At 64.4% G+C, this 26,971-nt stretch carries 19 protein-coding genes; 8 read left to right on the plus strand and 11 right to left on the minus strand.

The window, feature by feature from the left end; genetic code table 11:
* Positions 1-54: 54 nt before the first annotated feature.
* The 5 genes from KUF59_RS19555 to KUF59_RS19575 are packed head-to-tail and all read right to left on the minus strand — an operon-like array spanning position 55 to position 5,623.
* Positions 55-1,920: a TRAP transporter large permease gene (locus KUF59_RS19555; protein ID WP_212459972.1), complete on the minus strand. Its 1,866-nt coding sequence runs from the start codon at positions 1,918-1,920 to the stop codon at positions 55-57.
* Positions 1,917-2,942: a TRAP transporter substrate-binding protein gene (locus tag KUF59_RS19560; protein WP_212459971.1), complete on the minus strand. Its 1,026-nt coding sequence runs from the start codon at positions 2,940-2,942 to the stop codon at positions 1,917-1,919. Before KUF59_RS19560 ends, KUF59_RS19555 begins: the two co-directional genes overlap by 4 nt.
* A gap of 52 nt (positions 2,943-2,994) precedes the next feature.
* Entirely contained in the window at positions 2,995-3,981 is a 987-nt protein-coding gene (locus KUF59_RS19565; RefSeq protein ID WP_212460212.1) for a transketolase family protein, read from the minus strand.
* Between the two features lie 23 nt (positions 3,982-4,004).
* Positions 4,005-4,853 (minus strand): transketolase, encoded by an 849-nt coding sequence (locus tag KUF59_RS19570; RefSeq protein ID WP_212459970.1) that lies wholly within the window; start codon positions 4,851-4,853, stop codon positions 4,005-4,007.
* Positions 4,854-4,873: 20 nt separating this feature from the next.
* Positions 4,874-5,623: an SDR family NAD(P)-dependent oxidoreductase gene (locus KUF59_RS19575; RefSeq protein WP_212459969.1), complete on the minus strand. Its 750-nt coding sequence runs from the start codon at positions 5,621-5,623 to the stop codon at positions 4,874-4,876.
* A 108-nt stretch (positions 5,624-5,731) separates the two neighbouring features.
* Between KUF59_RS19575 and KUF59_RS19580 the strand changes: the two genes are divergently transcribed.
* Positions 5,732-6,622 (plus strand): LysR substrate-binding domain-containing protein, encoded by an 891-nt coding sequence (locus tag KUF59_RS19580; protein ID WP_212459968.1) that lies wholly within the window; start codon positions 5,732-5,734, stop codon positions 6,620-6,622.
* Between the two features lie 130 nt (positions 6,623-6,752).
* Here the strand turns inward: KUF59_RS19580 and KUF59_RS19585 are convergent, their stop codons facing one another.
* From KUF59_RS19585 to KUF59_RS19600, 4 genes are all read right to left on the minus strand, one after another.
* On the minus strand, positions 6,753-8,567 hold the full coding sequence (locus KUF59_RS19585) for a reverse transcriptase family protein (protein WP_212459967.1): 1,815 nt from the start codon (positions 8,565-8,567) through the stop codon (positions 6,753-6,755).
* A gap of 352 nt (positions 8,568-8,919) precedes the next feature.
* Positions 8,920-10,590, minus strand: coding sequence for an SWIM zinc finger family protein (locus KUF59_RS19590; protein ID WP_212459966.1), 1,671 nt, complete (start codon positions 10,588-10,590; stop codon positions 8,920-8,922).
* Entirely contained in the window at positions 10,587-13,475 is a 2,889-nt protein-coding gene (locus KUF59_RS19595) for a hypothetical protein (RefSeq protein ID WP_249140499.1), read from the minus strand. Before KUF59_RS19595 ends, KUF59_RS19590 begins: the two co-directional genes overlap by 4 nt.
* Positions 13,476-14,395: 920 nt before the next feature.
* A complete protein-coding gene (locus tag KUF59_RS19600; RefSeq protein ID WP_212459964.1) occupies positions 14,396-14,653 on the minus strand; it encodes a hypothetical protein in 258 nt (85 codons plus the stop codon).
* 343 nt (positions 14,654-14,996) lie between these two features.
* Here KUF59_RS19600 and KUF59_RS19605 point away from each other — a divergent pair, with 343 nt between their 5' ends.
* Positions 14,997-15,371 carry a hypothetical protein gene (locus KUF59_RS19605; RefSeq protein WP_212459963.1) on the plus strand — a complete coding sequence of 125 codons (375 nt, stop codon included), beginning with the start codon at positions 14,997-14,999 and terminating at the stop codon, positions 15,369-15,371.
* A 13-nt stretch (positions 15,372-15,384) separates the two neighbouring features.
* Here the strand turns inward: KUF59_RS19605 and KUF59_RS19610 are convergent, their stop codons facing one another.
* Both KUF59_RS19610 and KUF59_RS19615 read right to left on the minus strand, forming a co-directional pair.
* Complete coding sequence (locus KUF59_RS19610) at positions 15,385-16,665, minus strand: polysaccharide deacetylase family protein (RefSeq protein ID WP_212459962.1); 1,281 nt, start codon at positions 16,663-16,665, stop codon at positions 15,385-15,387.
* A gap of 169 nt (positions 16,666-16,834) precedes the next feature.
* Positions 16,835-17,623 (minus strand): polysaccharide deacetylase family protein, encoded by a 789-nt coding sequence (locus KUF59_RS19615; protein WP_212460211.1) that lies wholly within the window; start codon positions 17,621-17,623, stop codon positions 16,835-16,837.
* Between the two features lie 116 nt (positions 17,624-17,739).
* Between KUF59_RS19615 and mgtE the strand changes: the two genes are divergently transcribed.
* The 6 genes from mgtE to KUF59_RS19645 all read left to right on the plus strand — a co-directional run bounded on the left by mgtE (position 17,740) and on the right by KUF59_RS19645 (position 26,900).
* Positions 17,740-19,161: a magnesium transporter gene (gene mgtE, locus KUF59_RS19620; RefSeq protein WP_212459961.1), complete on the plus strand. Its 1,422-nt coding sequence runs from the start codon at positions 17,740-17,742 to the stop codon at positions 19,159-19,161.
* A 274-nt stretch (positions 19,162-19,435) separates the two neighbouring features.
* Positions 19,436-19,729 (plus strand): helix-turn-helix domain-containing protein, encoded by a 294-nt coding sequence (locus tag KUF59_RS19625; protein ID WP_212459960.1) that lies wholly within the window; start codon positions 19,436-19,438, stop codon positions 19,727-19,729.
* Positions 19,730-19,856: 127 nt separating this feature from the next.
* Positions 19,857-20,690 (plus strand): aldo/keto reductase, encoded by an 834-nt coding sequence (locus tag KUF59_RS19630; RefSeq protein WP_212459959.1) that lies wholly within the window; start codon positions 19,857-19,859, stop codon positions 20,688-20,690.
* A 49-nt stretch (positions 20,691-20,739) separates the two neighbouring features.
* Positions 20,740-21,645: a hypothetical protein gene (locus KUF59_RS19635; RefSeq protein ID WP_212460210.1), complete on the plus strand. Its 906-nt coding sequence runs from the start codon at positions 20,740-20,742 to the stop codon at positions 21,643-21,645.
* 133 nt (positions 21,646-21,778) lie between these two features.
* Complete coding sequence (locus tag KUF59_RS19640; RefSeq protein ID WP_212459958.1) at positions 21,779-22,909, plus strand: helix-turn-helix transcriptional regulator; 1,131 nt, start codon at positions 21,779-21,781, stop codon at positions 22,907-22,909.
* Positions 22,910-23,483: 574 nt separating this feature from the next.
* Complete coding sequence (locus KUF59_RS19645; RefSeq protein WP_212459957.1) at positions 23,484-26,900, plus strand: beta strand repeat-containing protein; 3,417 nt, start codon at positions 23,484-23,486, stop codon at positions 26,898-26,900.
* Positions 26,901-26,971 lie beyond the last annotated feature (71 nt).

Genomic DNA, 26,971 nt, shown 5'->3' on the forward strand with positions numbered 1-26,971 from the left:
TCCTGCGGCGCGGCTCCTGCCGCGGCCGCAACTGTCAGACGCGCATCCGGCGCATCACGGGAGAAAACCGGTAGAAATCCAGGGAACGAAGGCCACGACGAGCAATCCGACAACCAGCGCGGCGAGATAGCTCCAGATCCGCTTCAAGCCCGCGTTCGGATCGACCCGACCGATCGAGCAGGCGGCGTAGTAGCCGAGCCCGAAGGGCGGAGCGAAGAGGCCGATGCCCATGGCCAGGATGACGACCATCGCATAGTGCACCTCGTGCACGCCGAGCTGCTTGGCGACCGGAAACAGCAACGGGCCGAACAACACCATGGCCGGGATACCTTCCAAGACGCTGCCGAGCACGATGAACAGAACGATGGAGCCGATCAGGAAGCCGTACTTGCCGCCGGGAGCCTGCGCGAGGACCGCCGCCAGAGCATGCGAGAAGTTCGATTGCGTCAGCGCCCAGGACATGCAGGTCGCAGCGCCGATGATGAACAGGATCGTGCCTGCCAGTGCCGCCGTACCGACGAGCGCGGGATAGAGCTCGCGCCAGTTGAACGAGCGGTAGACGAGAATGCCGATGACGATCGCATATGCGATACCGATCGTGGCGACCTCGGTGGCGGTGGCCACGCCTTCCATGACGGCAACACGAATGATGACCGGCAGCAGCAAGGCCGGTACGGCGATCACGAATGTCCGGCCGATTTCACGCATCGTCGTCACGCCGCGCTCGGCGCCGGATCCCTCCGCCATGCGGCGACGCGCAATGATGGCCAGCGCCAGCGCAAGCACGACGCCCGGCAGGATGCCGCCGGTGAACAGCGCCGCGATCGAGACGCCGGTCACGGAGCCGATGATGATGAGCACGATCGACGGCGGGATCGTTTCCGCCATGGCGCCCGAGGCCGCGAGCAATGACACCAGCTCCCCCTCGTGGATGCCTCGCTTCTTCATGTCCGGAAACAGCACCGGCGCGACGGCCGCCATATCAGCCGTCTTGGCGCCGGAAATGCCCGAGACAAGCAACATGGCGCCCAACAGGACGTAAGCCAGACCGCCCTCGACATGACCGACGAGCGCCGCGAGAAAGTTGACCATGGCGGTCGACATGCGCGTCATGACGATCAGATAGCCGAGCAGGATGAACAGAGGCACGGCCAGCAGGATCAGCGAGCTGACGCCCTCGTCGATGCGACCCGGAATCACCTCGAGCGGCGTCGTCGTGGTCAGCATGAGATAGGAGACGGTGGACAGCCCGAAGCAAAACGCAATCGGCACGCCGGCAAGCACGCCTAGTCCGAGCAGGACGGCGAAGAAGATGACGAGATTCCAGTTGCCGATCCCCCGCATCCAGGGGCCAAGCGCATAGAGCAGGCCGGCCAGCGCCGCGATCACCGCGATGGCAAGCACGAGGTCGCGCCAACCGCGATCGGCACAGCGAACAAGGCTGGCCGCCAGCATGAGCACGAAACCGACCGGCAAAGCGGCGGCACGAACGACGTCGTTGAGACCGAGGGCCGGAGTATGAACGAAGGTCTGATCCTCAGCGAAATTGTACGCCGGGTGAAGAACAAGCAGCAGAAACAACGCGGGCGCAGCGGCTCCCGTGGCCTCGAGCAAGCCGCGCAGCCATCCCGAGAACATCCCGACGAGTGCGGTCATGCGCATGTGCTGACCGCGCCGCTGTGCGATGGCCGCGCCCAGCATGGCGAGCCACAGGAACATGATCGAGGCGAGCTCGTCCGACCAGGTCAGCGGATGATTGAACACGAAGCGCGCAATCACGCCGGTGAGCAGGACGAGAATCTCGGCCACGACCACGATGGCCGCCAGGGGCTCGGTAAGGAGCGCGAGCGCCCGATCGAACGGAGCGGCCAGGCCCGATACGGGCGCAGCCATCTCTCCCGACAGCGTCTCGGCGCTCATCCGAGTTGACCCACGGCCTGTTCGAGCAGGGTCCAGCCCTTGTCGCCGAACTTCTGACGCCAGTCCTTGTAGAAGCTGGTCTTGGCGAGGGATGCGCGGAAGGCAGCCTTGTCGACCTCGACGAACTGCAAGCCCTTGCCCGCAAGCTCGTCGCGCAGCGATTTCGAGAGTGCAGCAATGTCCGCACGCTCGGCGTCCGCCGCCTTGTTCAATTCGCGCGTGACGATCTCCTGAGCATCGGCCGGCAAGCGCTGGAAGGAGCGACGGTTGCCGAGGATGAGGTAGGCGTCCCAGACGTGGCTGGTGAGGCTGCAATATTTCTGCACCTCGTAGAGCTTCGCGGTCGCGATGATCGCCAGCGGATTCTCCTGTCCTTCGACGACCTTCGTCTGCAAGGCGGAATAGACCTCATTGAAGTTGATCGGCGTCGGCCCGGCACCGAGGGCCTGGAACAGACCGGTGAGGATGGGCGCCGCCGGAACGCGCATCTTGAAGCCCTTCAGATCGTCCGGCGTCTTGATCTCGCGGGTCGACGAGGTGAGCTGCCGGAATCCGTTGTCCCATGACTTGCAGACCTGAAGGACACCGACGTTCTCGACCTCGGCCTTGACGAATTTTCCGAGATCGCCGTCCATTGCCTTCCAGACCTCGTCGTAGGAGGAGAAGGCAAAGCCGGTATTCACGATGCCGACGCCCGGGACGAGCGTTGCGAGCACCGAGGAGCCGATGTTCAGATAGTCGACCGCGCCATTGCGGATCTGGCCGAGAAGGTCGGTGTCGGAGCCGAGCTGGTTGGCCGGGAACAGATTGATCTCGACACGCCCGCCGGTCGCTTCCTTGATGCGGTCGATCGCTTCACGTGCCCGCTTGTTGACGGGATGCGACGGGTCCTGTCCGGTCGCGAATTTGAGGGTGAATTCGGCCGCATCGCCGCGTCGCGAGAGGATGGCTACGAGCGGGATCGATGCACCTGCCGCCAGCACGACGCGTCGGCTCAGGCCCGTCTTGGATTGCTTGGTCATTTCATTCTCCCTTGGATTTTTTGTTGGTGTCGGTTTTGTGAAGGCGGCTGGTTCACCGCCAACTTTTGACGGCAGCGCATATCGCTTCCGTCGAGATGCCGTAGCGATCGTGCAATGTCGGCAGCGCTCCGGCGGCGAGGAACTCGTCGGGCAAGCCAATCTGCTGGAATGCGGGATGGACGCGCGCACGCATCAGCGCACTCGCCACCGCTTCACCCAGCCCCCCGATCACGGTGTGGTTTTCGGCGACGACGACGAGGCGTCCGGCCTTGCGGCATGCCTCCACGATCGTTTCGGTATCGAGCGGCTTGATGGTCGGCACATGCAGTACCGCGGCCTGGATCTTGTCGGCCTCGAGACGCTTGGCAGCCTCCAACGCGCGCATCGTCAGCAGACCCGAGGAGACGAAGAGCACGTCCGCGCCGTCGCGCAGCAACTTGGCCTTGCCAAGCTCGAACTTGTAACCGTACTCGTCGAGCACGAGCGGCACCTGTCCGCGCAACAGTCGCATGTAGACCGGACCCTGGTGGCTCGCCATCGCCGGCACGACCTGCTCGATCTCGTGCGCGTCGCACGGATCGATCACCGTCATGTTCGGCATGGCGCGGAACAGCGCGAGATCTTCCGCCGCCTGATGGCTTGGTCCGTATCCCGACGTGAGGCCGGGCAGGGCGCATGCAATCTTGACGTTGCGGTCCTCCTCCGCGATCGTCTGGTGGATGAAGTCGTAGGCGCGGCGAGCCGCAAAGACGGCGTAGGTCGTGACGAACGGCGTAAATCCTTCGGCCGCGATGCCCGATGCAGCGCCGAACAGGAGCTGCTCGGCCATGCCCATCTGATAGTAGCGGTCCGGGAATTCCTTCGCGAATACGTGGAGGTCGGTATACTTGCCGAGGTCGGCGGTCATGCCGACGATGTCGTGTCGTGTGCGTGCGAGCTCGACGAGTGCATTGCCGAACGGCGCCGGCTTTGTCCGCTGCCCTTCGGCGGCGATCGAGGCGATCATGGCCGAGGTCGTGAGGCGAGGCTTGGATGGCATGGTCGCGGTCCCAGTGGTCGCCTTCACGCGCGCCTCCCTTCATCGAGAGCCTGCAGCGCCAGCTGCCACTCGTGCTGATCCACGCGCATGAAATGATTGCGCTCGCGGGCCTCCAGAAACGGCACGCCCTTGCCCATGAGAGTGTCCGCAATGATCATGCGCGGCTTCGCGCCCTCATGCTTCTTGGCGGCATCGAACGCGGCAACCACGGCATCGAGGTCATTGCCGTCGATGCGCTGCACGAACCAGCCGAACGCCCGCACTTTTTCCGCGAGCGGCTCAAAACCCATCATCTGCGTGGAGGGCCCATCGGCCTGCTGGTTGTTGACGTCGACGATCGCAATGAGGTTGTCGAGCCCGTAATGCGCCGCCGACATCATTGCTTCCCATTTCGAGCCTTCGTCGAGCTCGCCATCGGAGAACAGCGTGTACACACGGCTTTCGGAGCCTTTGCGCTTCAAGCCGAGGCACATGCCGACGGCGATGCTCAGGCCAAGCCCCAGCGATCCTCCCGACATCTCCATGCCCGGCGTGTAGGAGGCCATTCCGGACATCGGAAGCCGGCTATCGTCGAACCCGTAGCTCTCAAGCTCCGCCTCGGGAATGATTCCAGCCTCGATCAACGCGGCATAGAGCGCGATGGCATAGTGTCCGTTCGACAGCAGGAAGCGGTCGCGCCCCTCCCAGGTCGGCTCTTCCGGGCGGTAGCGCATCGCATGGAAGTAGGCGACGGCCAGCACGTCGGCGATGTCGAGGGCCTGGGCGATGTAGCCCTGTCCCTGAACTTCACCCATTCGAAGCGCATTGCGGCGGACGCGATATGCGCGTTCCGCAAGCGTCGGCTCATTGGTTCGCAAGTTGGCTCCGGACATGGCTCGTCCCCTCCGCGTCGTCAGTGAATGTGCATTCCGCCGTTCACGTCGATCACGGCCCCGGTCGTGTAGGCCGCCAGTTCGGAAGCCAGAAACAGGAAGATGTTGGCGACGTCCTGCGGTCGGCCGAGGCGGGCGAGCGGGATGCCGGCGAGAATCTCCTTCTCCTTTTCAGGCGCGATCTTGCCGATGTTGATGTCGGTGACGATCAGGCCGGGCGTGACGCAATTGACGCGGATGTTGTCGGGGCCGAGTTCCCGGGCCATGGCCTTGGCGAGGCCAAGCACGCCGGCCTTGGCGGCCGAATAGTGCGCGCCGCCGAGAATGCCGCCGCCGCGTTGCGCGGAGACCGAGGACATGCAGGCGATCGAGCCGGTCTTCCGCGCGCGCATGTGGGGCATGAGCGCCTGCGAAAGATAGAGCACGCCGCGCAGATTGACGTCCTGGATGCGGTCCCAGTCCTGAGCGGTGATATCCCAGACCTTCACGGGCTGGGTGACGCCGGCATTGTTGATGAGAATGTCGACCTGGCCGAAGGCCTTGAGCACGTCGGCCACCGCGCGTTCACAGTCGGCCTTGTCCGTGACGTTGCAGGCGAGGCCGAGATGCTCCTTGCCGAGTTCGCTGGCCGCTCTGGCCGCGCCGGCGCCATCGAGATCGAGGATCGCGACGCGCGCGCCCTGGGCAGCGAACGTCTTTGCGGTGGCGAAGCCGATGCCGCGCGCACCGGCTGCTCCGGAAATGATCGCGGTTTTGCCGGCCAAAAGCATATTCCCTCCGAGAAGTTTTGTTTCGATTGGCGGGGAATATGGTTGAGGCCAGAGACCACGAAAATACGCGAAATTTGCACTAACAGGTGAATTGTGTTCACCTGTCGCATGGCTCCGCTCCCCCTTCGCTCTCTTCGGGTTTTCGAGGCGGCCGCGCGCAGCGGATCGTTCCGCGCGGCTGCGAGCGAACTCGGGCTGACGCCGAGCGCGGTCAGCCACGCGATCCGGGACTTCGAAGGACAGATCGGGACGACGCTGTTCGAACGTGACGGACGTCGAATGCTGGTCAATCAGGCTGGCGAAGAGCTGTTGCGGCGCGTGTCCGGCGCCTTTGACGAACTGAGGAATGGGCTTGAGGTTGCCAGCGCACGCTCATCCAATCTCTTGCGGATTCATTGTGCGCCGAGCCTGGCGGCGCAATGGCTGATGCCCCGGCTGCGTGGCCTGATCGAAAAGCATCCCGAGCTGGAAGTGAGGTTGGCGGCAGGAACCGACTATCCCCATTTTCGCAATGACGAGTTCGACCTCGACATTTGCTATGGACCCCCGCGCCAGGAAGGCATGGCTGTCTTGCCGCTCGGCGAGGAAATCGTGCGTCCCTTGTGCGCCCCCTCGCTTGCCGGCGCCATTCGCGAACCGGCCGATCTGCTAAAGCTCTCGCTGATCGAAAGCGAGCAGAAGCGGGTTCGCTGGAATGCCTGGTTCGCGACAAACGGCCTTTCGGCGCCGAGCCCTGGCGGGTTTCGGTTCGATCGCAGCTTCATGGCAATTGCCGCGGCCGTCGATGGTCTCGGCGTGACGCTGGAATCGACACGGCTGGCCGAGCGTGAACTTGCGAGCGGCAAATTGGTGGCGCCCCTGGCCGGCCGCGCGAGCGATCCGTCCTATGTTGGGCACTATCTCGTCTGTCCGCCGCAAACCAAGCATCGGCGCTCGGTCCGCACCTTTACAAGATGGATCACAAAGGAACTGGGTTTGGCGGATGGTCAAAAGCGCTAGAGCGTTCACAGCTTCCGCATGGCGCCCGTCGTTCGCGCGCTCTCGGCGCTCGCGCCGTGTCTCGCTCAAACTGGGGCCGTCGGGTTTTTAAAGGCAGCAGGTGGGCGCAGCCACGAGACGGGGCGGCGGTTCAACGCGTCCACCATCGGCTGAAGTAGAAATACAGCATTGCGCCGGCGATCACGGTGCCGCCAGGGACGATTGCGAGCGCGAGCATCAACGCCAGCAGGATCACCAGCGCCGTGACGAACCACGGCGGCCTCTTTTTTGGTGCCGTCGCGGGAGCCGCTGGCGGGCCGGCAGCGCGCGTCGCGCCCGGCGGCGGTGGGGGAACATTGGGCACACCCCACGGGCTAGGCGCCGCGATGCGCGCTTGTGCTGCCTGCTTCTTTTCCTCCTGCCGCGCCAGCGCAACCAATACCGGGTCCGGCGGTGGCGGCAGCCGCTCTGCGGGATTCCATTGCCGGCCGGGTGGCGTCTGGCCGGCGGCTGCGGCCTTGCGGAATGCGGCGCGGGTCGGGCGCCGCGCCAAGCGGGTGGGCGCGTACCGTGCGGCAAGGCGCTGCGCTCGCTGTAGCAAAGGCGTGCCACTCTCCGGATCGACCATCATGGCGAAATGGCCGAAGCCGAGCAGCGACCGGATCACGTCCTTGCCAGGGCCGAAGTGCTTGCCCGCCGGCCCGTGGCGCTCGACCTGCTGCAGCACGGCGCGGTAACGGCGCAGCAGGTCGCGCGGTACGGCCACGGCCTCGTTGACCGTGAGGCCGGTGACCTCCTGGCGCGTCGACCTGCGCATCACGCGCGTCTTGTCCGGATGGACCTTGAACCCTTCGGCCTCGACAATGCTGTGCACTGCCTTGAGCAAGGTGCCGATCTTTTTCACCGCTTCGCCCGAGCCGGAGAAAGTCAAATCGTCGGCATAGCGGCTGTAGACGAAACCGAGCGTGCGGGCGAGCCCTGTGAGGCGTCGGTCGAGCCTGCGGCAGATCAGGTTGGTGATCGCCGGGCTCGTCGGCGCGCCCTGCGGCAGCAGCCGCGGGCCGTCGGCGATGAAGTGGCGCTCGCCGTCGAGCGTCACTTCATCGACCATCGGCTCGGTGCACAACAGCGCGAGCGGAATCGCGACCGCTTCAGCATAGCCCAGCGCCTCGAACAGGCCCTTGACGCGGGCGTAATTCAGGGTCGGGAAGAAATCCTTGAGATCGAGATTGATCACCACGTCGCGGCCGACATGGTTGCGCGCATTGGTAAGGATGGAGCGCTGCGGCGCAAAGCCGTGCGCGGCATCATGGAGTGGCATTCGCGCGAGGATGTTGTCGAGCACCCAATACTGCGCGCGCTTGAGGCGTGGCATCGGCGCCGAGATCAACCGCTCGCCGCCGCTCTTCTTAGGGATCGTGAAGCGCTGATAGTGATTGACCGACGCCACCTTTCTGTTGAAGGCGAGGAAGCGCAGCTCGCCCAGCGCTACGCCCATCGCGTCAGCCAGCGCCTTGGCGTCGGCGAGCGGGGGCAGGCCGTCGTGCAAGGGCGTGGTGGTCGTGCGGGTGTGAAGGCCACGCGAGACGTCCTCGCCGAGGTAGAGCACATCGCGCTTGCGTCGTTCGTGCCAGGCAAAAGCCCGCCCTTGTCGCGCCTCTGCGTTGCGACGCTTCGTCTCCTGACGCCGCGCCATCGCCTCGGCCTTGCGGCGCTTGTGCATTTCCTTCAGCGCCCGCTCGGGATCGCCGAGCGTGGCGTTCTGGCGCTGCAGTTCGGTGAGTTCGCGCATCGCTTCTGCACGGGCGCGGATCACGTCCGCGGCCGGCGCAGGCGCGTCTTCGCCGTCGGGCCAGAAACCGAGCCGGATCATCTCCTCGAGGATGACCTCGTCCTTCGACGACTGGCGGATGCGGTCGTAGAGTTCCTGACGCGTCAGCGTGCCGGGAGCAACGGTCTCGTTCATGCGGCCGGCCCTCTGGTCAAGAGGGCGGCGGCTGTCTTGCTGAGGGAGATCGGAAAGGGCGCAGGCCGGATTGCCTTCGTCTTATCCAAGAACTGGATCGATCCACTCGACGCCGGGGCGTCCACCCATACGCAATTGGGTTCAAGGAACCCAATCTGCGATTGCGTATGGGTGGACTGCCCCGGCCCAGTGAAGATCGGGCCAGTGACGCGTGCATAGTCATGGTGCAAGGACGGCGATGCGCCGCCCGGGTTGCAAGGTCCTGACCAGCCTGCGCCCTTCCGAATGCAGTGATACGCGAATTGTCGTCTCCGGTTCAAGCCGGGTCGGCGGATGGCGGCTTTCATGTCACTCATGCGATGGCGCGTCCGTCCTGGGCGACGCCCTCGACTTGGGCATGGAAGATCCGGCGCAGCGCCAGCATGTGCTCGCAAGGGCCGCGCATCATCTTGTTGTGGCCGTAGAAATGACAGCTGCACCGCGCCTCGACGAGACGGTCGTCGTCGTCGAGGACGAGGCTCACCTGCTCGGTGCGGGCGTTGTCGAGCACGCTGCCGCTGACGGCGCGAATGCCCTGGTTGCGATCGATGCTGCCGATTGTCACGAGGTTGGCGTTGATCAGCCGATCGGCCTTCTCCTCCTGCGCGCTCGCGAAGCGCAGCTGGGCGGCCGATAGCGGCTCGCGCACCAGCTCGCGGAGGCGGTAGAGCGACTTGTCGAGATCGAACATGACGCGTCCGGCCTGGGTGTAGGCCGTGAGCGCCGCATGCACGAGCGTCTGGTCGACGCCGGTCTGCTGCGCCAACTCGGCGGCCGTCGCCGCGTGCGACTTGCCGAGCGCTGCGAAAATGCGTTGGGCGGTGTCGTTGTCGACCCTGTGGCGCGGCGCGAGCAGGTCGAATTGCCCGGCGGACGACCAATCGTTCGCGGTCCAGCCAGACAAGCCGAGCGTGAAGCGCAGACCGCCGAAGTCGACGACGAAGAACGATGGCAGGCCGGTCCCGGTCAAATGCACCCGCACCGACCGCGCCAGCGGCAGCGCCCGTCCGAGGATCGCAAGACGCCGCCGGCCCCAGATGCGGATCTCGGCGGGGGACTTGCCGCGATAGATCGAGCGGCGGAAGGTGAGCCTGTCGTTCCACGGCTCGATGATCACCTCCACGGGCGCATCCGGCTTGAGCAGGAAACGCAGCGAGCGCGGGCCGGCCTTTTCCTTCCTCTGCGCGAGGCGGGTGAGGATGTTGGCCATGTCCACGGGATGCAGGTCGAACACATGCGCAGGCAAGGTCATGGCGCTCGACACCTGCAGGAAGCCGCGCACCCAGCTGTCCGGCAGGTCGATCTTCTCCTCGCGGAAGTCGAGGTCGTCGCCGGTCTGTACCTCGAATCCGGACGGATCGATGGTGAGCGTGGTGTCGCGATAGGAGCGGATCTTCTGGAATTCGTCGTAGAGGGCGTGGCTGTAGTCGATGTTGGTGGTGCCGAACGCCATCTCGCCGAGGTTCTCGAACACGTCGTGGTCGCACGACAGCCGCCCGTAGCTCGATTCGTCGAGGCTGAAGCACTCGAAGAAGATCTCGTCCGGATGCACGGTGATCACCGGATCGAGCACGATCCAGGCGTCGCGGTTCTGCTTGTAGAGGTAGTTGAAATAGGCCTGCCGCGCCGCCCAGAACGGCTTCATGAGCCGATCGCGCTCGCGGTCGAGGCCGCGGATGCGGTCCTGCAATTCCGCGATGCGCGGCTTGAGCGCGGCAGACTGCGCCGTAGCCTCGGCGAGGAAGTTGGCCTCGTTCTGCTTCAGCCACTCGAAGTAGGCGGTACGGTCGCGCGGCTTGAAGCGCAGGTCGGACACGACGACATGATGCAGCGCCGAGATCGCCTCGCGGAACGCGAGATGGCGCGCGACCTTGCCGGTGAAGAAGGTCGGCTGGCGCAGCGTATCCGGCGCGAAGGCGAACGACGAGGAGGCGGCGTCGGACGAGGCACTGGTGCTGCCGAGAAATCGATATGCGAAATTCATGCGGCGCTTCCGTTGCTTTGCGAGCCACCGCCCGACGGCGTGCGGCCGGCGCGGGCCACGGTGACAGGCAGAGTGATATCCGGCCAGGCATGGGCTATGTCGCGCAGGATCATGAGTGCTGGCGCCTTGTCGCGCAGGGTCATGCTGAGCGTGATGTCGTGCAGCAATTGCGCAATCGCCGCAGCGCGGTCCCTGTGTGCCAGTGCCTCGTTGCGCAGTGCCGTGAAGACCCTGTCCTTGGCGATGCGCCCACGGTTGATCTGCATCAGGATGATGCGGGCCTGGGTGAGGAACTTGGCGAAGGTCGCTGCATCTGCCAGCGAATCGCCGGTTATCAGCTCGGTGACGAAGAGATGGAAGCTGCCCGATGGGTGCTCCAGAACGCGCCCCAGCACCTCGGCGACATCGCCGTCTGTGAGGCTGCGCCGCAGCAGCAGGCGGGCGGCGTCCTGCACCGCCGGCACGGTCGAGTCCGCCATCACCGCCAGCGCCGCCGCCGGCAGCGCGTCGCTGGGCCATGCGGTGAGGCGGTTCACCGCGGTCGTTCGTACATCGTCCCACTCGCTCTCGACCAGCAGGACGGCATTCTGCGGGTCGGAGCGGAAGCGGGCCTCGTCGGCCGCAAACGCATGAAGCGCGAAGCGGCGCACGGCAGCGAACGAATGATTGCCGAGGCGGGCGAGCTGGCGGACCGAGAAGCGCGATGGGTCGCGGCTCTCCAGCAACTTTGCGCCCAGCATGCGGGCGCCAGCCGCGCGCGCCTGCAGCAGGCGCCACAGCGTGCCGTCGTCGATGGCAGCCGCTGCCTGCGGCAAGGCATCGACGAAGAGTGTGACCATGTCGGCGGCATGGCCTTCGATCGGTTCGGCGCGGAAGAAGCCGGCCATCAGCGTGTCGCGCAACTGAACGGCAAAAGCCTCGTCGGTCGCCGCGAGGCGCGCGATCAGACGCCGAGCAGCCGCTCGCAGCCCGGCATGGGCGCCAGTGGCCGCCAGACTGATGCCGTCGCGATGATGCGCGAGCGTGGCGTCGTCGAGCCGTGCCAGCAGGGTCATCGAGGCAACGCGGATTTCCGGCGCATCAGCCTGCAGGATTGCCTGCCAAAACGCTGCCGGCAGATCGCCTGGCCGCGTCGGCGTCACGGCGATGAGCTGGATGCTGGCCGCCTGGACGTCGGAGCTGGCATGGCCGGTCAGGCTTTCGATCACCTCCGGTTGAAGCGGGCAGTCGCGATCGGGCCATAGCTGTGGCAGCAGCGCGAGGGCGGCCGTAAGGCCGGCGCGCAGAACATTGTCAAGTTCCGACGGCAACTGCGCAAGCCAGGCCGCGAACGCTTCCGTCGCGCGGGCGCGTTGGTCCCGCGAGGGGGCGCGGTCGCGCAGCCAGCCGCGCGTCCGGCCTTGCACGTGGTCGTGCGGGCTCGTCAGCGCGGTGCGTGCAAGGGCGGGGGCGGCCCACGGCCAGTCGGCGCGGTCGTCGATGGCGCGGATGGCCAGGTCGCGCATGTCCTGTGCGGTCGCCTCGAGCAGCGCGGCGATCAATGTCGCCTCGGCCTTCCCGGCATCGATCAGACGCCGCGCGATGTCGGTCGCGAGCGCGGTGACCTCTGGATAGGGTGAGGCTAGCAGGCCGCCGATCGCGGCCACGTCCATCGTGTCAGGGCGCGGCGGGCCCTGCCGCAGTGCCTCCGCCGCGAAGCGCGCTGCCGCGTGATTGCGTGCCAACGTCGCGATGCGCAGCAGCCGCTGCGGCTGGGCATCCCATAGCGCGGGGAACGCCTCCTCGCGTTGCGCCGGCGCACGCGCGCCGACGTGGCGATGAGTGAGCGCGTTGGCATTGAAGCGGCTGGTCTCGGCCGCGGCATGCAGCAGGTGGCTGATGCTCCACACCCGGCTTAGCGCCTCGGTGGCATGAGGGGTGGGACGAAAGCGGCCGTCGATGCGGACGTGCTCGGTCCACGTCGCCGGCTTGATGCCGTCGGCGTCGGTGAAGGCGAGCAGGAGCTCACTCGCCATCGCCGTGAAGGCTTCCTGTCCGAGCTCGGCGCGCTTGCGCAGCATCCGCCAGGCGCGCCGCTTGAAGTAGAGCAGGGTCTGGTCGGACAGTGCGATGCGCGGAGCCGCGCTCCGCAGTTCCTCGCTGAGCTTCAGCGCCTGGCGCGAATCGGGCACCCAGACGCGGTCGTTGTAGACGCGGCCGCGACGGTACATCGGCGTCGCCAGCTCGAACTGCCGCGCAGTTGCGGCGAACAGCGGACCGTCGTCGGTTAGATCGGCATATTTGAACAGGCGCCGCAGCACCTGCACGTAGGGCGGGCGTGGACTCATCGCGTGCACGGCCGCGAGCAGCGTCTTGCGCGCGGCGCTGTCGGCGAGCGCATGGTGGGCAAGAGCAATGAGGAACTGATTGGCGAAGCCCGGATGTGCCGAGCTTGCCGCCAGCAGGGCCTGCAGCAGCCCCGCGCCGTTGCCGTTCGTCAGCGCCATCTCAATGTCGGGTGTCGCCGCAGCATCCGTCGTTCGCGGCAACGACAGGCGTGGCGGCAGTCGCCGCGCGCCCATCAGTTCACTGGCGAGGGCATAGGCCGCATAGTCGCGTGTCACGAAACTGACATTGACGTCGGCGCAGCTGCGCAGCAGATCGACGGCGTTCGCACCGCCACAGCGCGCCAGCGCATACACGAGGCTGTAACTTGCGTTCGCCGCGCCGATCTTTTCGGCGAAGGCGGCGAGTTGGGGATAGGCGGGGGCCAGCCGGATCACGCCGAGGCGCCAGAACAGGCGGTCGCGTTCCTTGTCGGGCCATGCACTACGCGCACCGATCGCGAGCTTCTTGAGTAGCTCCGTATCGCGTCCGTCGGCAGCGACGCCGGTGTCGAGAACCATCAGCGGTGGTGCGTCGCCGTCGATGCGGCGATAACCGCCGTTTATCTTGGACACCACGACACTGTCGAACAGCTTTTCGGCGTTCGAGCGGGTGACCGGCGACGGTGTCTTCGTTCCATCCCTTAACGACGTGCCGCGACGGCCAAACCTAAAATTGACGAGATAGCATGCGTCGACATCTGCTCGTTCGAGATCGACCAGATCGACTTCATAGAGTTTGTCTGAACTGCCCTCCTTCATCCAGAGGCGAACGGACCGAACGACTTGCATGGACTACCCTAGGATGTCGGGCGGTCTACATGGCAAGCTGGGCGCGCCGCGTCAATGGCGATTGGTGCAACGGAATATGGACGTACACGACAGGGGCTCGTCGAGCCTGTGAGGGAGCTCGGCGTGCGGGTCAGAACAGTCGGCCAGCCAAGCCGTCGTTCATTTTTGGGGACCTCGCCCGACTCCGCCCACTTCGCACGGCATCCTTGAAAGGCACTTAGCAAGTGGGAAATGCACCTAATTCCTTTATCCATCTTGGTAAGTAATTGAGATCGCAATAAATACGACTGTCCTCCGAGCGCGCCCGAATCAAAATGCGAGGGGCTATTCCCGTCACTCGCTCCGGCCCCAGCTCGAGTTCTATGCGTAGTTGAGGCGTCAATTCGCATGACCGTGTCCGTGCGGTCGGCTGGACCGTCGGCGCCGGCTTCGAATATCTCCTCGCACGCAACTGGTCTGTGTTCGCGGAATACAACTACGTCGATCTCGGCACCAACCGCGCGGGTTACACGCGCAACACCGACGGGATCCGCATTCTTCGTCGATGCCCGACGTCAGGTCCATCTGGCGACGGTTGGCGTGAACTTCCGGTTCGGGCAGCCCTGACCGAATTCGAGCGATGCTGCGGTCGCGGGCGCGGCCGCGCGCCGTTAGCCGTATTCGTCGCCGATGCCGTACTCCCGGTAGATCTCCAGCGGATCCTGGTCGGGGAACAGACGGCATTTGGCCTGCGCGAGGTGCAGGCTCACGGTGGCCGGCTCCTTGCCGTTGGCAAGCAGCTTTCGGATGTCTTCCATATGGGCCTGCGGCTGGTGCTTGGTGGCAAGCTGCTCCAGCGCGACGAGGGCCGTCGCCAGGGCCTCGGTGAGGACCCATTCGTCGTGGCCCGTGATTCCCTTCTTCGGCATTGGCAGACCCCACATCGGACGGCAAGTCAGGTGGCAGAACACAGTGTACCGCGACTTTGGCCCAATCTCCATTGAGCCGTTGTGGCCGGTACGCATCCGAGCAAGGTCGTCGTCGCTGGCGGCTCGCGATCTCTTGCATTATGCCCATGCAGGGCTAAAAGGCGCACAGCGCGCGTGTTCCGCTCCGAGCGGCGCCGCGCCCCGCAGATGCACTCGTATCCCTGCTGCAATGATACTGGCGTAGACCGGTACGCAGCGTTCAGGCCGGCCGTCCCGGCTTGCGACCGACACCTCACGATTCGCAAACGCTCAAACGGTTGCGCCATCCCTGGCTGGAGCAAGCATGGTCCTTCTGAGCTTCGTCTACCGCTTCCTCACGAACTTCCTGTTCCTGGCGGTGGTCTATTTCAGCCTGAACTTCCTGGAGAAGTACGAGAACAAGGCGCTTCTCGCCATCCTGGTGCTGGTCTACAGCGCGATGCGCGCGGTCTCGACGCTGCGCTCGTTCTACTTCTACCAGAAGATTGAGAAGCTCGAGGCCGAAACGCGCAGGTTGCAGGCGCCGATCAATGACGGCTCCGGCGGGACCAATGTGCGCAAGCAGATCGTGACCGATGTCGCGAAGCTGCGGCGCGACGGCGAGCTGAAGGCCTATATGGACCTGTTCTTCATGGCGCTGATCGTGCTGCTCTGTGTCGCCAAGATCCTGACGAGGTAGCCGAGCAGGCGGATCACTGCTGCCGCTTCTTCAGGCTGGCGACGCGCGTCGGCCGGGTTACGTTGGCTTGTGCCGGCCGTTTGGCGTTTGCGGCGTGCGCAGGTTGTGCGCCGCGCGGAGCCGCAGCGGCGATCTTCGCACGGGTTTTTCCCTTGCTCTTGCCGTTCTTCGGCGCAGCCGTGAGCGGCGTCGCCGCCGGCTCGGCCGATGTCATCCGTGTCGCGGTGCGCCGGGACGACGACGCCATCAGCACGGCGAGCGACTTCTCGGGAATGTCGAAGACGTCGCGGCCGGGCACCGGCAGCGTCACCGCGCTCGCCTGCGCCGAGATGTGGCGCGACAGGGCGACGGGGCGCGGCATCTCGGTGTGCAAATCCGCCAGCGCCGGTGCCGGAAGCATGTCGGTGCGGGCAAAGACGAAGTTCGGGACCTTGGGCCAGCGTGCAATCGGCACGGTCTCCGACGGCGGGTGCATCAGCCATTCAACCTGCTCGGTCGGCGTCGCCGGCCGGTCGGCGGTCGCCGGCACCACATGCACGATGCGATAGCCGCGCGCCTTGAGATCCCGGATGATCTTGGGCAGCGCCGCGACCGTGCGCGCCTGGATGTCGTGCAGCAGCAAGATGCCCTTGCCCTTGGCCTCCAGCCGCTGCATCGCGAGCTGATAGACCCGCTCGGAGGAGACATGCCGCCAGTCGTCGGCGGGGAAGTCGGCGCTCCAGACCTGGATGCCGCGCGAGATCAGGTGGTTCTCGACGCCTTCGGCGCGCATCAGGCCGGGAATGCGGAAGAACGGCGCCAGCGCCGACGGATCGGTCATCGCCGCCTGCGTCCACTCGATGCCGCCGTTGATCTCGGCCTCGGCCTTTTCGATCGGCATCCTGTCGAATGTCAGCGGATGATTCATGCTGTGCGTGCCGACGGTGTGGCCCGCGGCCACCAGCCGGCGCACGCCGTCCGGGTTGGCCTTGGCCTGGCTGCCGATGATGAAGAAGGTCGCCTTGACGCACTCGTCGGCGAGCATCTTGAGGACCTGGTAGCTGTATTTCGGCAGCGGACCGTCGTCGAAGGTCAGGACGACCTCATGGTCCTTCAATGGCAGTGTCTCGCGGTATTGCATCGTGCCGATGAGCGGATGCTCGCGCGGGTCGACAACGATGGTGCGCGACGTGCCGAGCGCGCCCGGATTGCCGGGGCAATCCGCCGCCATGGCCGAGCTGGCAATGGCCGAGGCGGTCAATAGGCCGAGGCCAAGCCCGATCCAGGATCGTGTCCCAACACCACTACCGATCATGAATCACCAATTACCCTCGCGCCCGATCCGCGTTATGTCCGAACGTTGGTCTAAAAGCGGCCCATGGCGGTTCAGGCCCGTGGAGCCGTTATGAATGCACGGACTAGCATGAACAGAGCCTTAACTGGCTCATTTTCGCCGCATTTTGCCGCGGCGTGACATTCTCGCATCAACGCGCGGCGTCGGCATTCCGTTGCGTGCGGCCGGGCGGGACGATGTGGACGACGCGATAGCCGTTCTCGCGCAGATAGCGCAGGAATGCCGGCATCATAGCGGCCGTGCGCGCCTTGTTATCGTGAAACAAGATGATGCCCTTGCCTGCGGCGGCCAGGCGATCCGTCACCAGCTTCAATGTCTGCTCCGGGGTCATCTCGTCCCAATCGCTCGCCCAGAGGTCGGCGCCGAACACGGCGATGCCCCGCGATTGCAGGAGGTCGAGGGTCGCGGGCGTCGACTCGAAATAGGGGAAGCGGAAAAACGGCGTCGAAGGCGTTGTCGTCGACGCTCCGTTCAGCGCCATCTCGTCTGCCGCGATCCCGCGGTCGATATTGTCCTTGGACCTGTCGAATGGGATTTGCGACATCATCGGATGCGAGAAGGAGTGATGGCCGATCGTGTGGCCCTCGCGCGCGATCCGCTTGACCATGTCGGGGTGCTCGGCGGCATGCTGGCCGATCAGGAAGAAGGTCGCGCGCACGCATTCCTGCGCCAGCGCCGCCAGCACCTTTGAGGTGGTCGGCGGATGCGGGCCGTCGTCGAAGGTCAGCACGACCTCGTGATCGGCGAGCGGCAGCGTCTGCGGAAAGCTCTTGGTCCCGACGCGCGGATACGCCTTGGGATCGACGGTGAGGACGCGCGCGGTGCCCAGCGCATCCTTGCGCGGGCAGTCTGAGGCCAAAGCGGGTGTCATGCCGGGAGTCGCGAAGGCGACCGCTGCAAGCATCGCGCTCGCAAGCATCAGGGGCCGGTTCGATCGACGCATCTTTGTCATTGCACTCGACGTTGCCTTGTGGGTATTGCCAAAGCCCACAGCACAAATGAATTGATCCATCCTGTCAAACGGCGAGGCGCGCCATGGACGAGCAAATGGACGTTGCCCCCTCCGCCGAGACGTCGGTACTCGACCACGTTCCGATGCGCAATGAAGATGGCGAAATTCGTCATGAATTCGTCGCGGAGATTGCCCATGCGATCGCGGCCGCCGACGCCGCGCCGCTGCGCGCCATCGTCGCCGAGCTGCACGAGGCCGACCTCGGCGACCTGATCGCGGCCCTCGAGCCCGACGACCGCGTCCGCTTGGTCGAGCTGACGGGCCGGGATTTCGACTTCTCGGCGCTGAACGAGGTCGACGAGACCGTCCGCGAGGAGATCCTCGAGGAGCTGCCGGCGGAGACGGTCGCCGAGGGCGTCCGCGAGCTCGAATCCGACGACGCGGTCGAGCTGCTCGAGACCCTCGACGAGGCGGAGCAGGAAGAGATCCTGGAGAAGCTGCCGCTGAAAGAGCGCGTCGCGCTCGAGCGCAGCCTGCTTTATCCGGAAAATTCCGCCGGCCGGCGGATGCAGACCGAGTTCATCGCGGTGACCCAGGATTTCACGGTGGGCCAGGCGATCGACTACATGCGCGACACGCCGGATCTGCCCGACCGCTTCTACGAGATCTACGTCGTGGACAAGGACCAGCACTGGCTCGGTGCGATCCCGCTCGACGTGCTCCTGCGCGCGCGCCGGCCGGTGCCGCTCACCGACCTCACCGACGAGGATCGCCGCCGCGTCTCCGTCCTGGAGGACCAGGAAGAGGTGGCGCGCATGTTCGGCAAGTACAATCTGGTGGCGGCTCCCGTCCTCGACACGCAGGACCGGCTGGTCGGCGTGATCACGGTCGACGACGTCGTCGACGTCATCGAGGAGGAGGCCGACGAGGACCTGAAGGCGCTCGGCGGCGTCACCAGCGACGAAGAGCTCTCGGATACCGTGCTGACGATTGCGCGCGGCCGCTTCAACTGGCTGCTGGTGAACCTTGCGACCGCCTTCCTCGCGTCCTCGGTGCTCGGCCTGTTCGAGGGCCAGCTCGAGAAGATGGTGGCGCTCGCCGTGCTGGCGCCGATCGTCGCCAGCCAGGGCGGCAACGCCGCGACCCAGACCATGACGGTGGCGGTGCGGGCGCTGGCGACGCGCGAGCTCGGCGCCAGCAATGCCTGGCGCGTGGTGGTCCGCGAGGGCCTCGTCGGGCTCGTCAACGGTCTCGCCTTTGCCGTGATCACGGGCATTGCGGCTGTGGCCTGGTTCAAGATCCCCGGGCTCGGGTTCGTGATCGGGCTTGCGATCATCGTGAACCTCTTTGCCGGGGCGCTCGGCGGCATTTTAATCCCGATGGGACTGGAGCGGGTGAGGGCGGATCCCGCGGTTGCCTCCGGGACGTTCGTCACGACGGTCACCGACGTCGTCGGCTTCTTCTCCTTCCTCGGCATCGCCACGCTGTGGTTCGGCCTGAAGTAGGATCCTGGCTACGATCTTCCGTCTCCACAAACTCAATCGTCATCCTGAGGTGCGCGCCCTTGCGCGCCTCGAAGGATGGGCCGCGAGCGCCCGTAGCCCATCCTTCGAGGCTTCACCTTGCGGTGCAAGCGCATCGCAAGGCTCGCACCTCAGGATGACGTCGGTGTGTGTGGTAGGCACGGCCGCCCGGATGGAGCGCAGCTCCATTCGGGCCACTGACCCCTATCGTTAATCCGAACTTAAGCCGCTTCAGGGATCATCGCCCTGCTTGGGGATGAACATGCGCCTACGGCTGAAAGCGGACGGACGGATCGTGGAGCTGCGGGACGGGCAGGAATTTCCGCTGCCTGCCGTCGCCTCCGGTGAAGGCGGTTCGCTTGAAGTGCGTGATCTGCGCCGCCGCGCCTGTCTCACCCAGATGGAGTTTGCCGCCAAGCTCGGCGTGCCGGTCGAGACCATCCGCAATTGGGAGCAGGGCAAGCGCGCGCCGCGCGGACCTGCGCGGGCGCTTCTCGCCGTGATCGCGCACGCGCCCGACACCGTGTTCCAGGCGCTGGCCAAGGGCTGATCAAGGGCTGATCAAGGCCCGGTTAGGGCTTGCCGTGAAATCCTGTTCGCCCTTGGGTTGCTTCGGTTGGCAGTCCCGCGAGCCAGGTCCATAATGCGATGGGGCGTGCGAAGGCGAGGGATTCCTCATGCTGTTCGTCGAAGCCAAGGGTGCAAGAATCTCGGGTGCAAAAATCCCGGCGATCGGACTGGGGACCTGGGAGCTGAGCGGCCGGACCTGCGCGCGCGTGGTCGAACAGGCGCTGCGGCTCGGCTATCGCCACATCGATACCGCGCAGGTCTATGAGAACGAACGCGAGGTCGGCGACGGCGTGCGCGCCTCTGGCGTGCGGCGCGACGACATCTTTCTCACCACAAAAATCTGGACCAACCATTTCGCGCCGCACGACCTGGAGCGCTCCGTCAAGGAGAGCCTTGTCAGGCTGCGGCTTCCCGCAGTCGATTTGTTGCTACTGCACTGGCCCAATCCGCACGTGCCGCTGGCGGAAACGCTGGGTGCGCTGGCGCATGCGAAGAGGATGGGGCTGACGCGGCATATCGGCGTCTCCAATTTCACGGTGGCGCTGATCGAGGAGGCGGTTGCCTTGTCTCCGGAGCCGCTGGCCTGCAACCAGGTCGAGTATCATCCCTATCTCGACCAGGCGAAGGTGAGGGCGGCCTGCGACAGTCACGGGCTTGCGCTGGTCGCCTACAGCCCGATCGCGAAGGGGCGCATCAGGAGCGACCAGGCGCTGGCGCAGATCGGGCGCACCCATCGCAAGACGCCGGCGCAGATCTGCCTGCGCTGGCTGGTGCAGCAGAACGTCTCGGCCATCCCGCGCACCTCGCGTATCGAACGGCTCTCGGAGAACATCGAAATCTTCGATTTCGAGTTGTCGGACGACGAGATGGAACAGATCTTTGCGCTCGCCCATCCGAAGGGCCGGCTGACCGATTTCGGCTTCGCACCGAAATGGGATTGAGGGGCGGTTCCGGTATGCTAGGACCAGAATGGCAACCGAAAATCAGGCCATGGAACCGCGGCGGATCATACGGACGGACATTGCGGCCTCAGCGCTCGCGCATCTGACGCTGGTGGGACTGATCATCCTGATCAGCGAGGTCCATCCGTTTCACGCAGCGCCCACCGAGACCGTCTCCTTCGACATCGTCACGCCGGAGCAGTTGAAGGAAGAGGAAGCGAAGGAGCAGGTCAAGGAGCAGGTCAAGGACAAGCCGCCTGAGCCGCCCCTCGACCTGAAGCTGCCGAAGCTCGACGTCACCGAGAAGAAGGAGGCGGCCGCTGAGCCGCCCAGGCCGCCTGCGCCGGCACCTTCGCCGTCACCGATGCCGGAGGCATCGTCAGAACCGCCGAAGCAACAACCGCAGCCGCCATCGGCACAAAAACATCGCGAGGCCAACGCACAGCCGCAAGCGCAACCACGGCCCGCGCCGCAACCGCCGCCGCAAGCTGCGGCCCCGGCCTATATTCAGCCGGAGCCTGACGTCACCCTCAAATACGGCGTCATGCTGGGGTTGCCTCCGGAACTGCCGGCCGCGCCGAAGGACGCGACCAAGGACGCGTCGAAGGACGACGGCGGCGCTGCGCAGGACTCGATGGCAGCCAAGCTTGCGCCCGAGGTCGTGGCGGAGTTTCGCCGCCACCTGCGAAGCTGCACCAAACTGCCGGACGGAGTCGCGCCGACCGACAAGGTGCACATCAAGCTGCGCACGGTGATGGCCACCGACGGCACACTGGCGCGCGAGCCGATCCTGATCGAGGCCAGCGCATCGCCAGCGAAGGGCTTGGCCATGTTAGAGTCGGCCAAGAGCGCGCTCCTGGCCTGCCAGCCCTACAAGATGCTGCCGGCGGACAAATATCAGGAATGGAAGGTGCTCGACCTGTCGTTTACGCCGCGGGATTTCGGTGCGTCGTAGAGCTGCTGTCGGCGCTGGCTTCCCAGAAAGGTCACCTTTTCTCACAGTATTGATGCGGGGTTGTTGTTCCGCGGATAGTTTGATGCAGTTTTGAGCAGGCTAGCACGCCAACACGACCGGACGCGAGGCAGGCATGCGTACCTCGTGGGACCTAACCGCAATACATGCAGCGATCACCCAGGCGGCGCTCGACCCGTCCTGCTGGACCCCGGCATTGGATGAAATTGCGGCGGCTGCCGGCGCTGTCGGCGCGGCGCTGATTCCGATCAAAACAAGCGACAGGCCCCTCGGCCTTACCTTCACGGCCAGCGTTGCAGAATTGATGGACCGGTACATCAAGGAAGGCTGGTACGAGCACGACGAGCGGAGTCGAGGTATTCCCAAATTGCTCTCCACCGGGATCATGGTGGATCAGGATCACACCTCGCCGGAGGAAATGCGTCGCTCACCATACTACAACGACCTTCTCGGCAGATGTGGTTTTCGATGGTTCGCCGGCGTGGCGTTTGATGCGGGTGAGGACAATTGGTGTCTTGCAATTCAGCGCAGTCCCAAACAGGGACCGTTTAGCCCCGCCGAGCAACAACGGCTTCTCGCTCTTCGGCCCCCCTTGACCAGCGCCGCCACGGTAGCACGCGAATTGGGGTTCGTGCGGGCGCTTGGGATCTCCGAAGCTTTCGACATGATGGAAACGGCCGCGCTGCTCATCAATCAGAACGGACGCGTCGTCAGGACGAACAGGGTGGCCGACAGCAAGCTCGGCGATCACCTGCGTATCATCGACGGGCACCTGACCACAGACGATCGGAACGCCGCGCGCGCGCTCAGACGGCTCATCGAGCGCGCGATAAACGCCGACGCGAGCGCGACCGTGATGCCGCCCGTTGCCATTGCGCGGCCCGGCCGCCGCCCGATGGCCGTCTACGCGGTGCCGCTGAGCGGCGGCGTGGTCCGCGACGTCTTGGCCGTCGTGCGTGCAATTGTGGTTGTCCGAGACCTGGAACAATGTTCCATGCCGCCCGAAGCGCATCTAAGGAACCTGTTCGGTCTGACGTCCGCCGAAGCCAAACTCGCGACGCGCGTGGCATCGGGCGAACACCTCGAACGCGTTGCCGACGAAAGCGGTATTGCCTATCAAACTGCACGCAACCAGATGCAGGCGATCTTCGCGAAAACGGACACGCACCGGCAGGCGGAAATCGTGGCGCTGTTCGCGCGCCTACACTGCGCTGGGCCTCACGCGATCGACGGCGGAGCGGCGTAGCTTCAAAGGTCTACGCCTTCTCTCGCTTTGATTTGCTTCAGATGCGACGGCGAAGCCTGACGGCTTTATGGAGGCGTTGCGCTGAGCGGGTGGGTTGCTGGGAAAAGTTGCAACGCATGGTACATTTGCATCATGACAGCCCGAGAGAGCGCAGTTACCAACGGCAAGTATTATTGCCATCTGCTGCCCGTAAATCGGCGACGTACCGAACTCACCGTTTGTTCCAAGTGGCAGCGCTAGTGCCATCGGTAGGCCCTTTTCACTTCCGCCTTATGCAAGTGGGCGAGGGCCGCAGTTATTGATGGCCCATGACAAGCAGATCGACAGTTACAAGCCGTCGGTTTGTTGGAACCGAGCGCACCCGCACCGACTACACCGACTACCTGACCGGCGGCTCCTCATATTCGTTCCAGACCTCAATGGGGACGATAGATTGGATCTTGAACGCGCGGCATTGATCGCTTCGCGCAGTCTCATACGAAGAAGGCGAAACCCACAGTTTTAAATTTAGCTCAAACCGCTGGCCTTCGTCGAATGCGCAACGCCGTGCATGGACAAACCGAAGGAGGCGAAGATGCCAACCGAATTCCAGCAGACTTCCTACGCGACGGGATCTGGACCTCTTTCCGTTGCAAGTGGAGACTTGAATGGTGACGGCAAGCCGGACATCGTCACCGCAAATGCCAACGATAACACCGTGTCGGTGCTGCTCAATAATGGCAACGGCAGCTTCCAGACACAGACGACGTATGGAACGGGACCTGGACCTCTCTCGGTTGCGATCGGCGACCTGAATGGCGACGGCAAACCGGACCTTGTTGTCGCGAATGGTAATTCGTTTAGCACGGACAGTGTCCTGCTCGGCAATGGCGATGGTACCTTCCAACCCAAGACGAATGTCGTGGTCGGGGAATCTCACCAGGTTGTCATTGGCGACTTGAACGGGGACGGGAAACTAGATCTCGTTAACGCCAACAGCAACTCCGGTACGGTTTCGATATCGCTCGGCAACGGCAACGGAACGTTTCAATCCCGGACCACCTACGCGGTAGCGTCTGCTCCCGGGCCTATTTCGGTTGCGATCGGCGACGTGAATGGTGACGGCAAGCCGGACCTTGCCACCGCGGACTACAGCGTGAATACGGCGTCGGTGCTGCTCGGCAACGGCAACGGCACTTTCCAGGCGGCGGCCAGCTATGCGGCGGGAAGCCAGCCTGGTCTAGTACAAGTCGCGGACCTGAATGGGGACGGTCGACAGGATATCGTGGTCGCAAATCAAACCTCGAATGACCTCTCGGTGCTGCTCGGCAATGGCGACGGCACCTTCCAGCCGCAGGCCAACTATGATGTCGGCGCCGGTCAGGGTTTCGTTCAGGTCGGCGATGTGAGTGGGGACGGCAAGCCGGACATCGTCGCGGTCGCGAATGGAGTGGCAGTGCTGCCAGGCAATGGTGACGGCACCTTCCAGCCGGCGACCACCTATGCGGCGGGCTCTGGAACTTCCTCTGACGTGCTTGGAGACGTGAACGGCGACGGCAAGCTCGACATCATCACATCGAATTTCAGCGACAATACCGTATCGGTGCTGCTGAACACGACCAACAACGACCCGCCGGTCGTGACGGTGACCGCGACCACCACCACCGCGACCGAAGGTAATGACGTGGTGTTCACGTTCCATCGCACCGGGAATCTCAGCAGCTCGATGCAACTGGACTTCGGCTACAATGGTTCGGCCACCAACGAGGTCGACTTTACCTGGGCCGGCAACAATGGTCTTCCGCCCCGGTTTGAGGCCGGCTCGGACTCCTACGTGCACCGCCTCACCACCTTCGGCGACGGGTTGACCGAGGGATCGGAGACCCTCGGGATCTATCTTGTCAGCAACTACGGCTACACGGTTGGTGATCCCGGTACCGCAACGGCGACCCTCTACGACGAGGACACGACGGCGGATGAACCGCCAACAGCATCTGTGGCGATCAACGACGGCGACGGCTTCATCAACGACGCCGAGAAGTCGGAGGTTGGTTTCACGATTGTGGGGGTTGATGCTGACGCGGTTGCGATCGTGAAGTTCTCGGACGGCAATCCTCTCCACGATGTTTTTCGTGGACCTGGCGGTGATGGCTCCAGCGCGGCCGATCTGTCCGGGCTGACTGACGGCCCAATCACGGCGTCGATCTCTGTGACCGACACGGCTGGCCATACGGCCGCTGGCACCGGCGACACCACTACGAAGGACACGACGGCGGATGCATCGCCGACAGCGTCTGTGACGATCAACGATGGCGACGGCTTCATCAACGATGCCGAGAAGTCGTCAGTTGGTTTCACGATTGTGGGGGTCGATACCGACGCGGTTGCGATAGTGAAGTTCTCGGACGGCAATCCTCTGCACGATGCTTTTCGTGGACCTGGCGGTGATGGCTCCAGCGCGGTTGATCTGTCCGGGTTGACTGACGGCCCGATCACAGCGTCGATCTCCTTGACCGACGCGGCTGGCAATACGGCCGCCGGCACCGGCGACACCGCTACGAAGGACACGACGGCGGATGCATCGCCAACAGCGTCCGTGACGATCAACGACGGCGACGGCTTCATCAACGATGCCGAGAAGTCGGCAGTTGGTTTCACGATTGTGGGGGTTGATGCCGACGCGGTTGCGATCGTCAGATTCTCGGATGGCAATCCTCTCCACGATGTTTTTCGTGGACCTGGCGGTGATGGCTCTAGCGCGGCTGATCTGTCCGGGCTGACTGACGGCCCAATCACGGCGTCGATCTCCCTGACCGACACGGCTGGCAATACGGCCGCTGGCACCGGCGACACCACTACGAAGGACACGACGGCCCCGGGGGCTCCGACGCTGGCTCTGGCGCATGATACCGGCAGCTTGAACAGCGACAGGATCACCAGCGATCCGTCCATCATCTACACGGCGTCGGCGGCGGGCGACGTGCTGTTGTACAAGGCCGACGGTGGGACGGGTTTCTCGACCATCGCGCCGGTGTTTCTGACCAACGGCACGGCCGATGGTCAACATACCGTCTTTGTCGAAGAGCGGGACAGCGCGGGCAACATCAGTGTGGCTGCCAGCCTGATATTCAGGCTCGACACCACCGTGCCGGCGGCGCCTTCGCTCAAGCTGCATACGGACAGCGGCAGCTCGAGCACGGACAAGATCACAAAATCTGGCGTGGTCGACGTCACCGGCCTCGAGACCGCGGCGAACTGGCAATACAGCACCGACAACGGCGCGCACTGGCTCAACGGTACCGGCACGAGTCTGACGCTCACGGGCGATGGCCAGAAGGACGTGATTGTCCACCAAACCGATGTGGCGGGTAACACCTCGGCAAGCTCGGCAACGTTCACCTTCACGCTCGACACAACCGCGCCTGTCACGACGATCGCAGACATGCTTCAGGTCGCGACTGCAAAGAAGGGAACCACCACGACGATCAGTGGTACGTCCGAAGCGGGGAGTACCGTGACACTTCTGGACGGCAATGCGGTCGCAGGTACGGGCACTGCTGCGGCGAACGGAAAATGGAGTATCTCGATTTCGAATCTGTCCGATACAAAGCATTCGTTCTCGGCGAGCGCCGTTGATCTTGCCGGCAATAACGGCGGGTCAAGCCCTGTAGCCATCCTCGGTACTTCGGGCGGGGATAAAATTTCAGGTACGGGTAGCGCGGATCTGATCGAGGGGCTCGCCGGCGCAGATCAGTTCGCGGGCGGCGTCGGAGCGGACACATTCATTTTCCACGGCGGCTTCGGAAAGGACACGATCACCAGCTTCGATCTCTCGAAGGACGTGCTGGCATTCGATCATAACTTGTTCGCCAGTGTCGCTGCGATTCTGAGTGCAACCACCGACGTAAAGGGCAATGCCGTGATCGCTTACGACAGTGCCAGTACGATTACCCTTGTCGGTATCACGAAGTCTGACCTGGCGAACCACACGAACGACTTTCAGCTCCTTTGATTCTGCTTCGTGCTCGCTGAGCAAGCAGAATGTGTGCGCTAACGCTGTTTGACCCCGGCACAAAGATGTGT

The organism is Bradyrhizobium arachidis (assembly GCF_024758505.1).
In the GTDB taxonomy this organism is placed as follows: domain Bacteria; phylum Pseudomonadota; class Alphaproteobacteria; order Rhizobiales; family Xanthobacteraceae; genus Bradyrhizobium; species Bradyrhizobium manausense_C.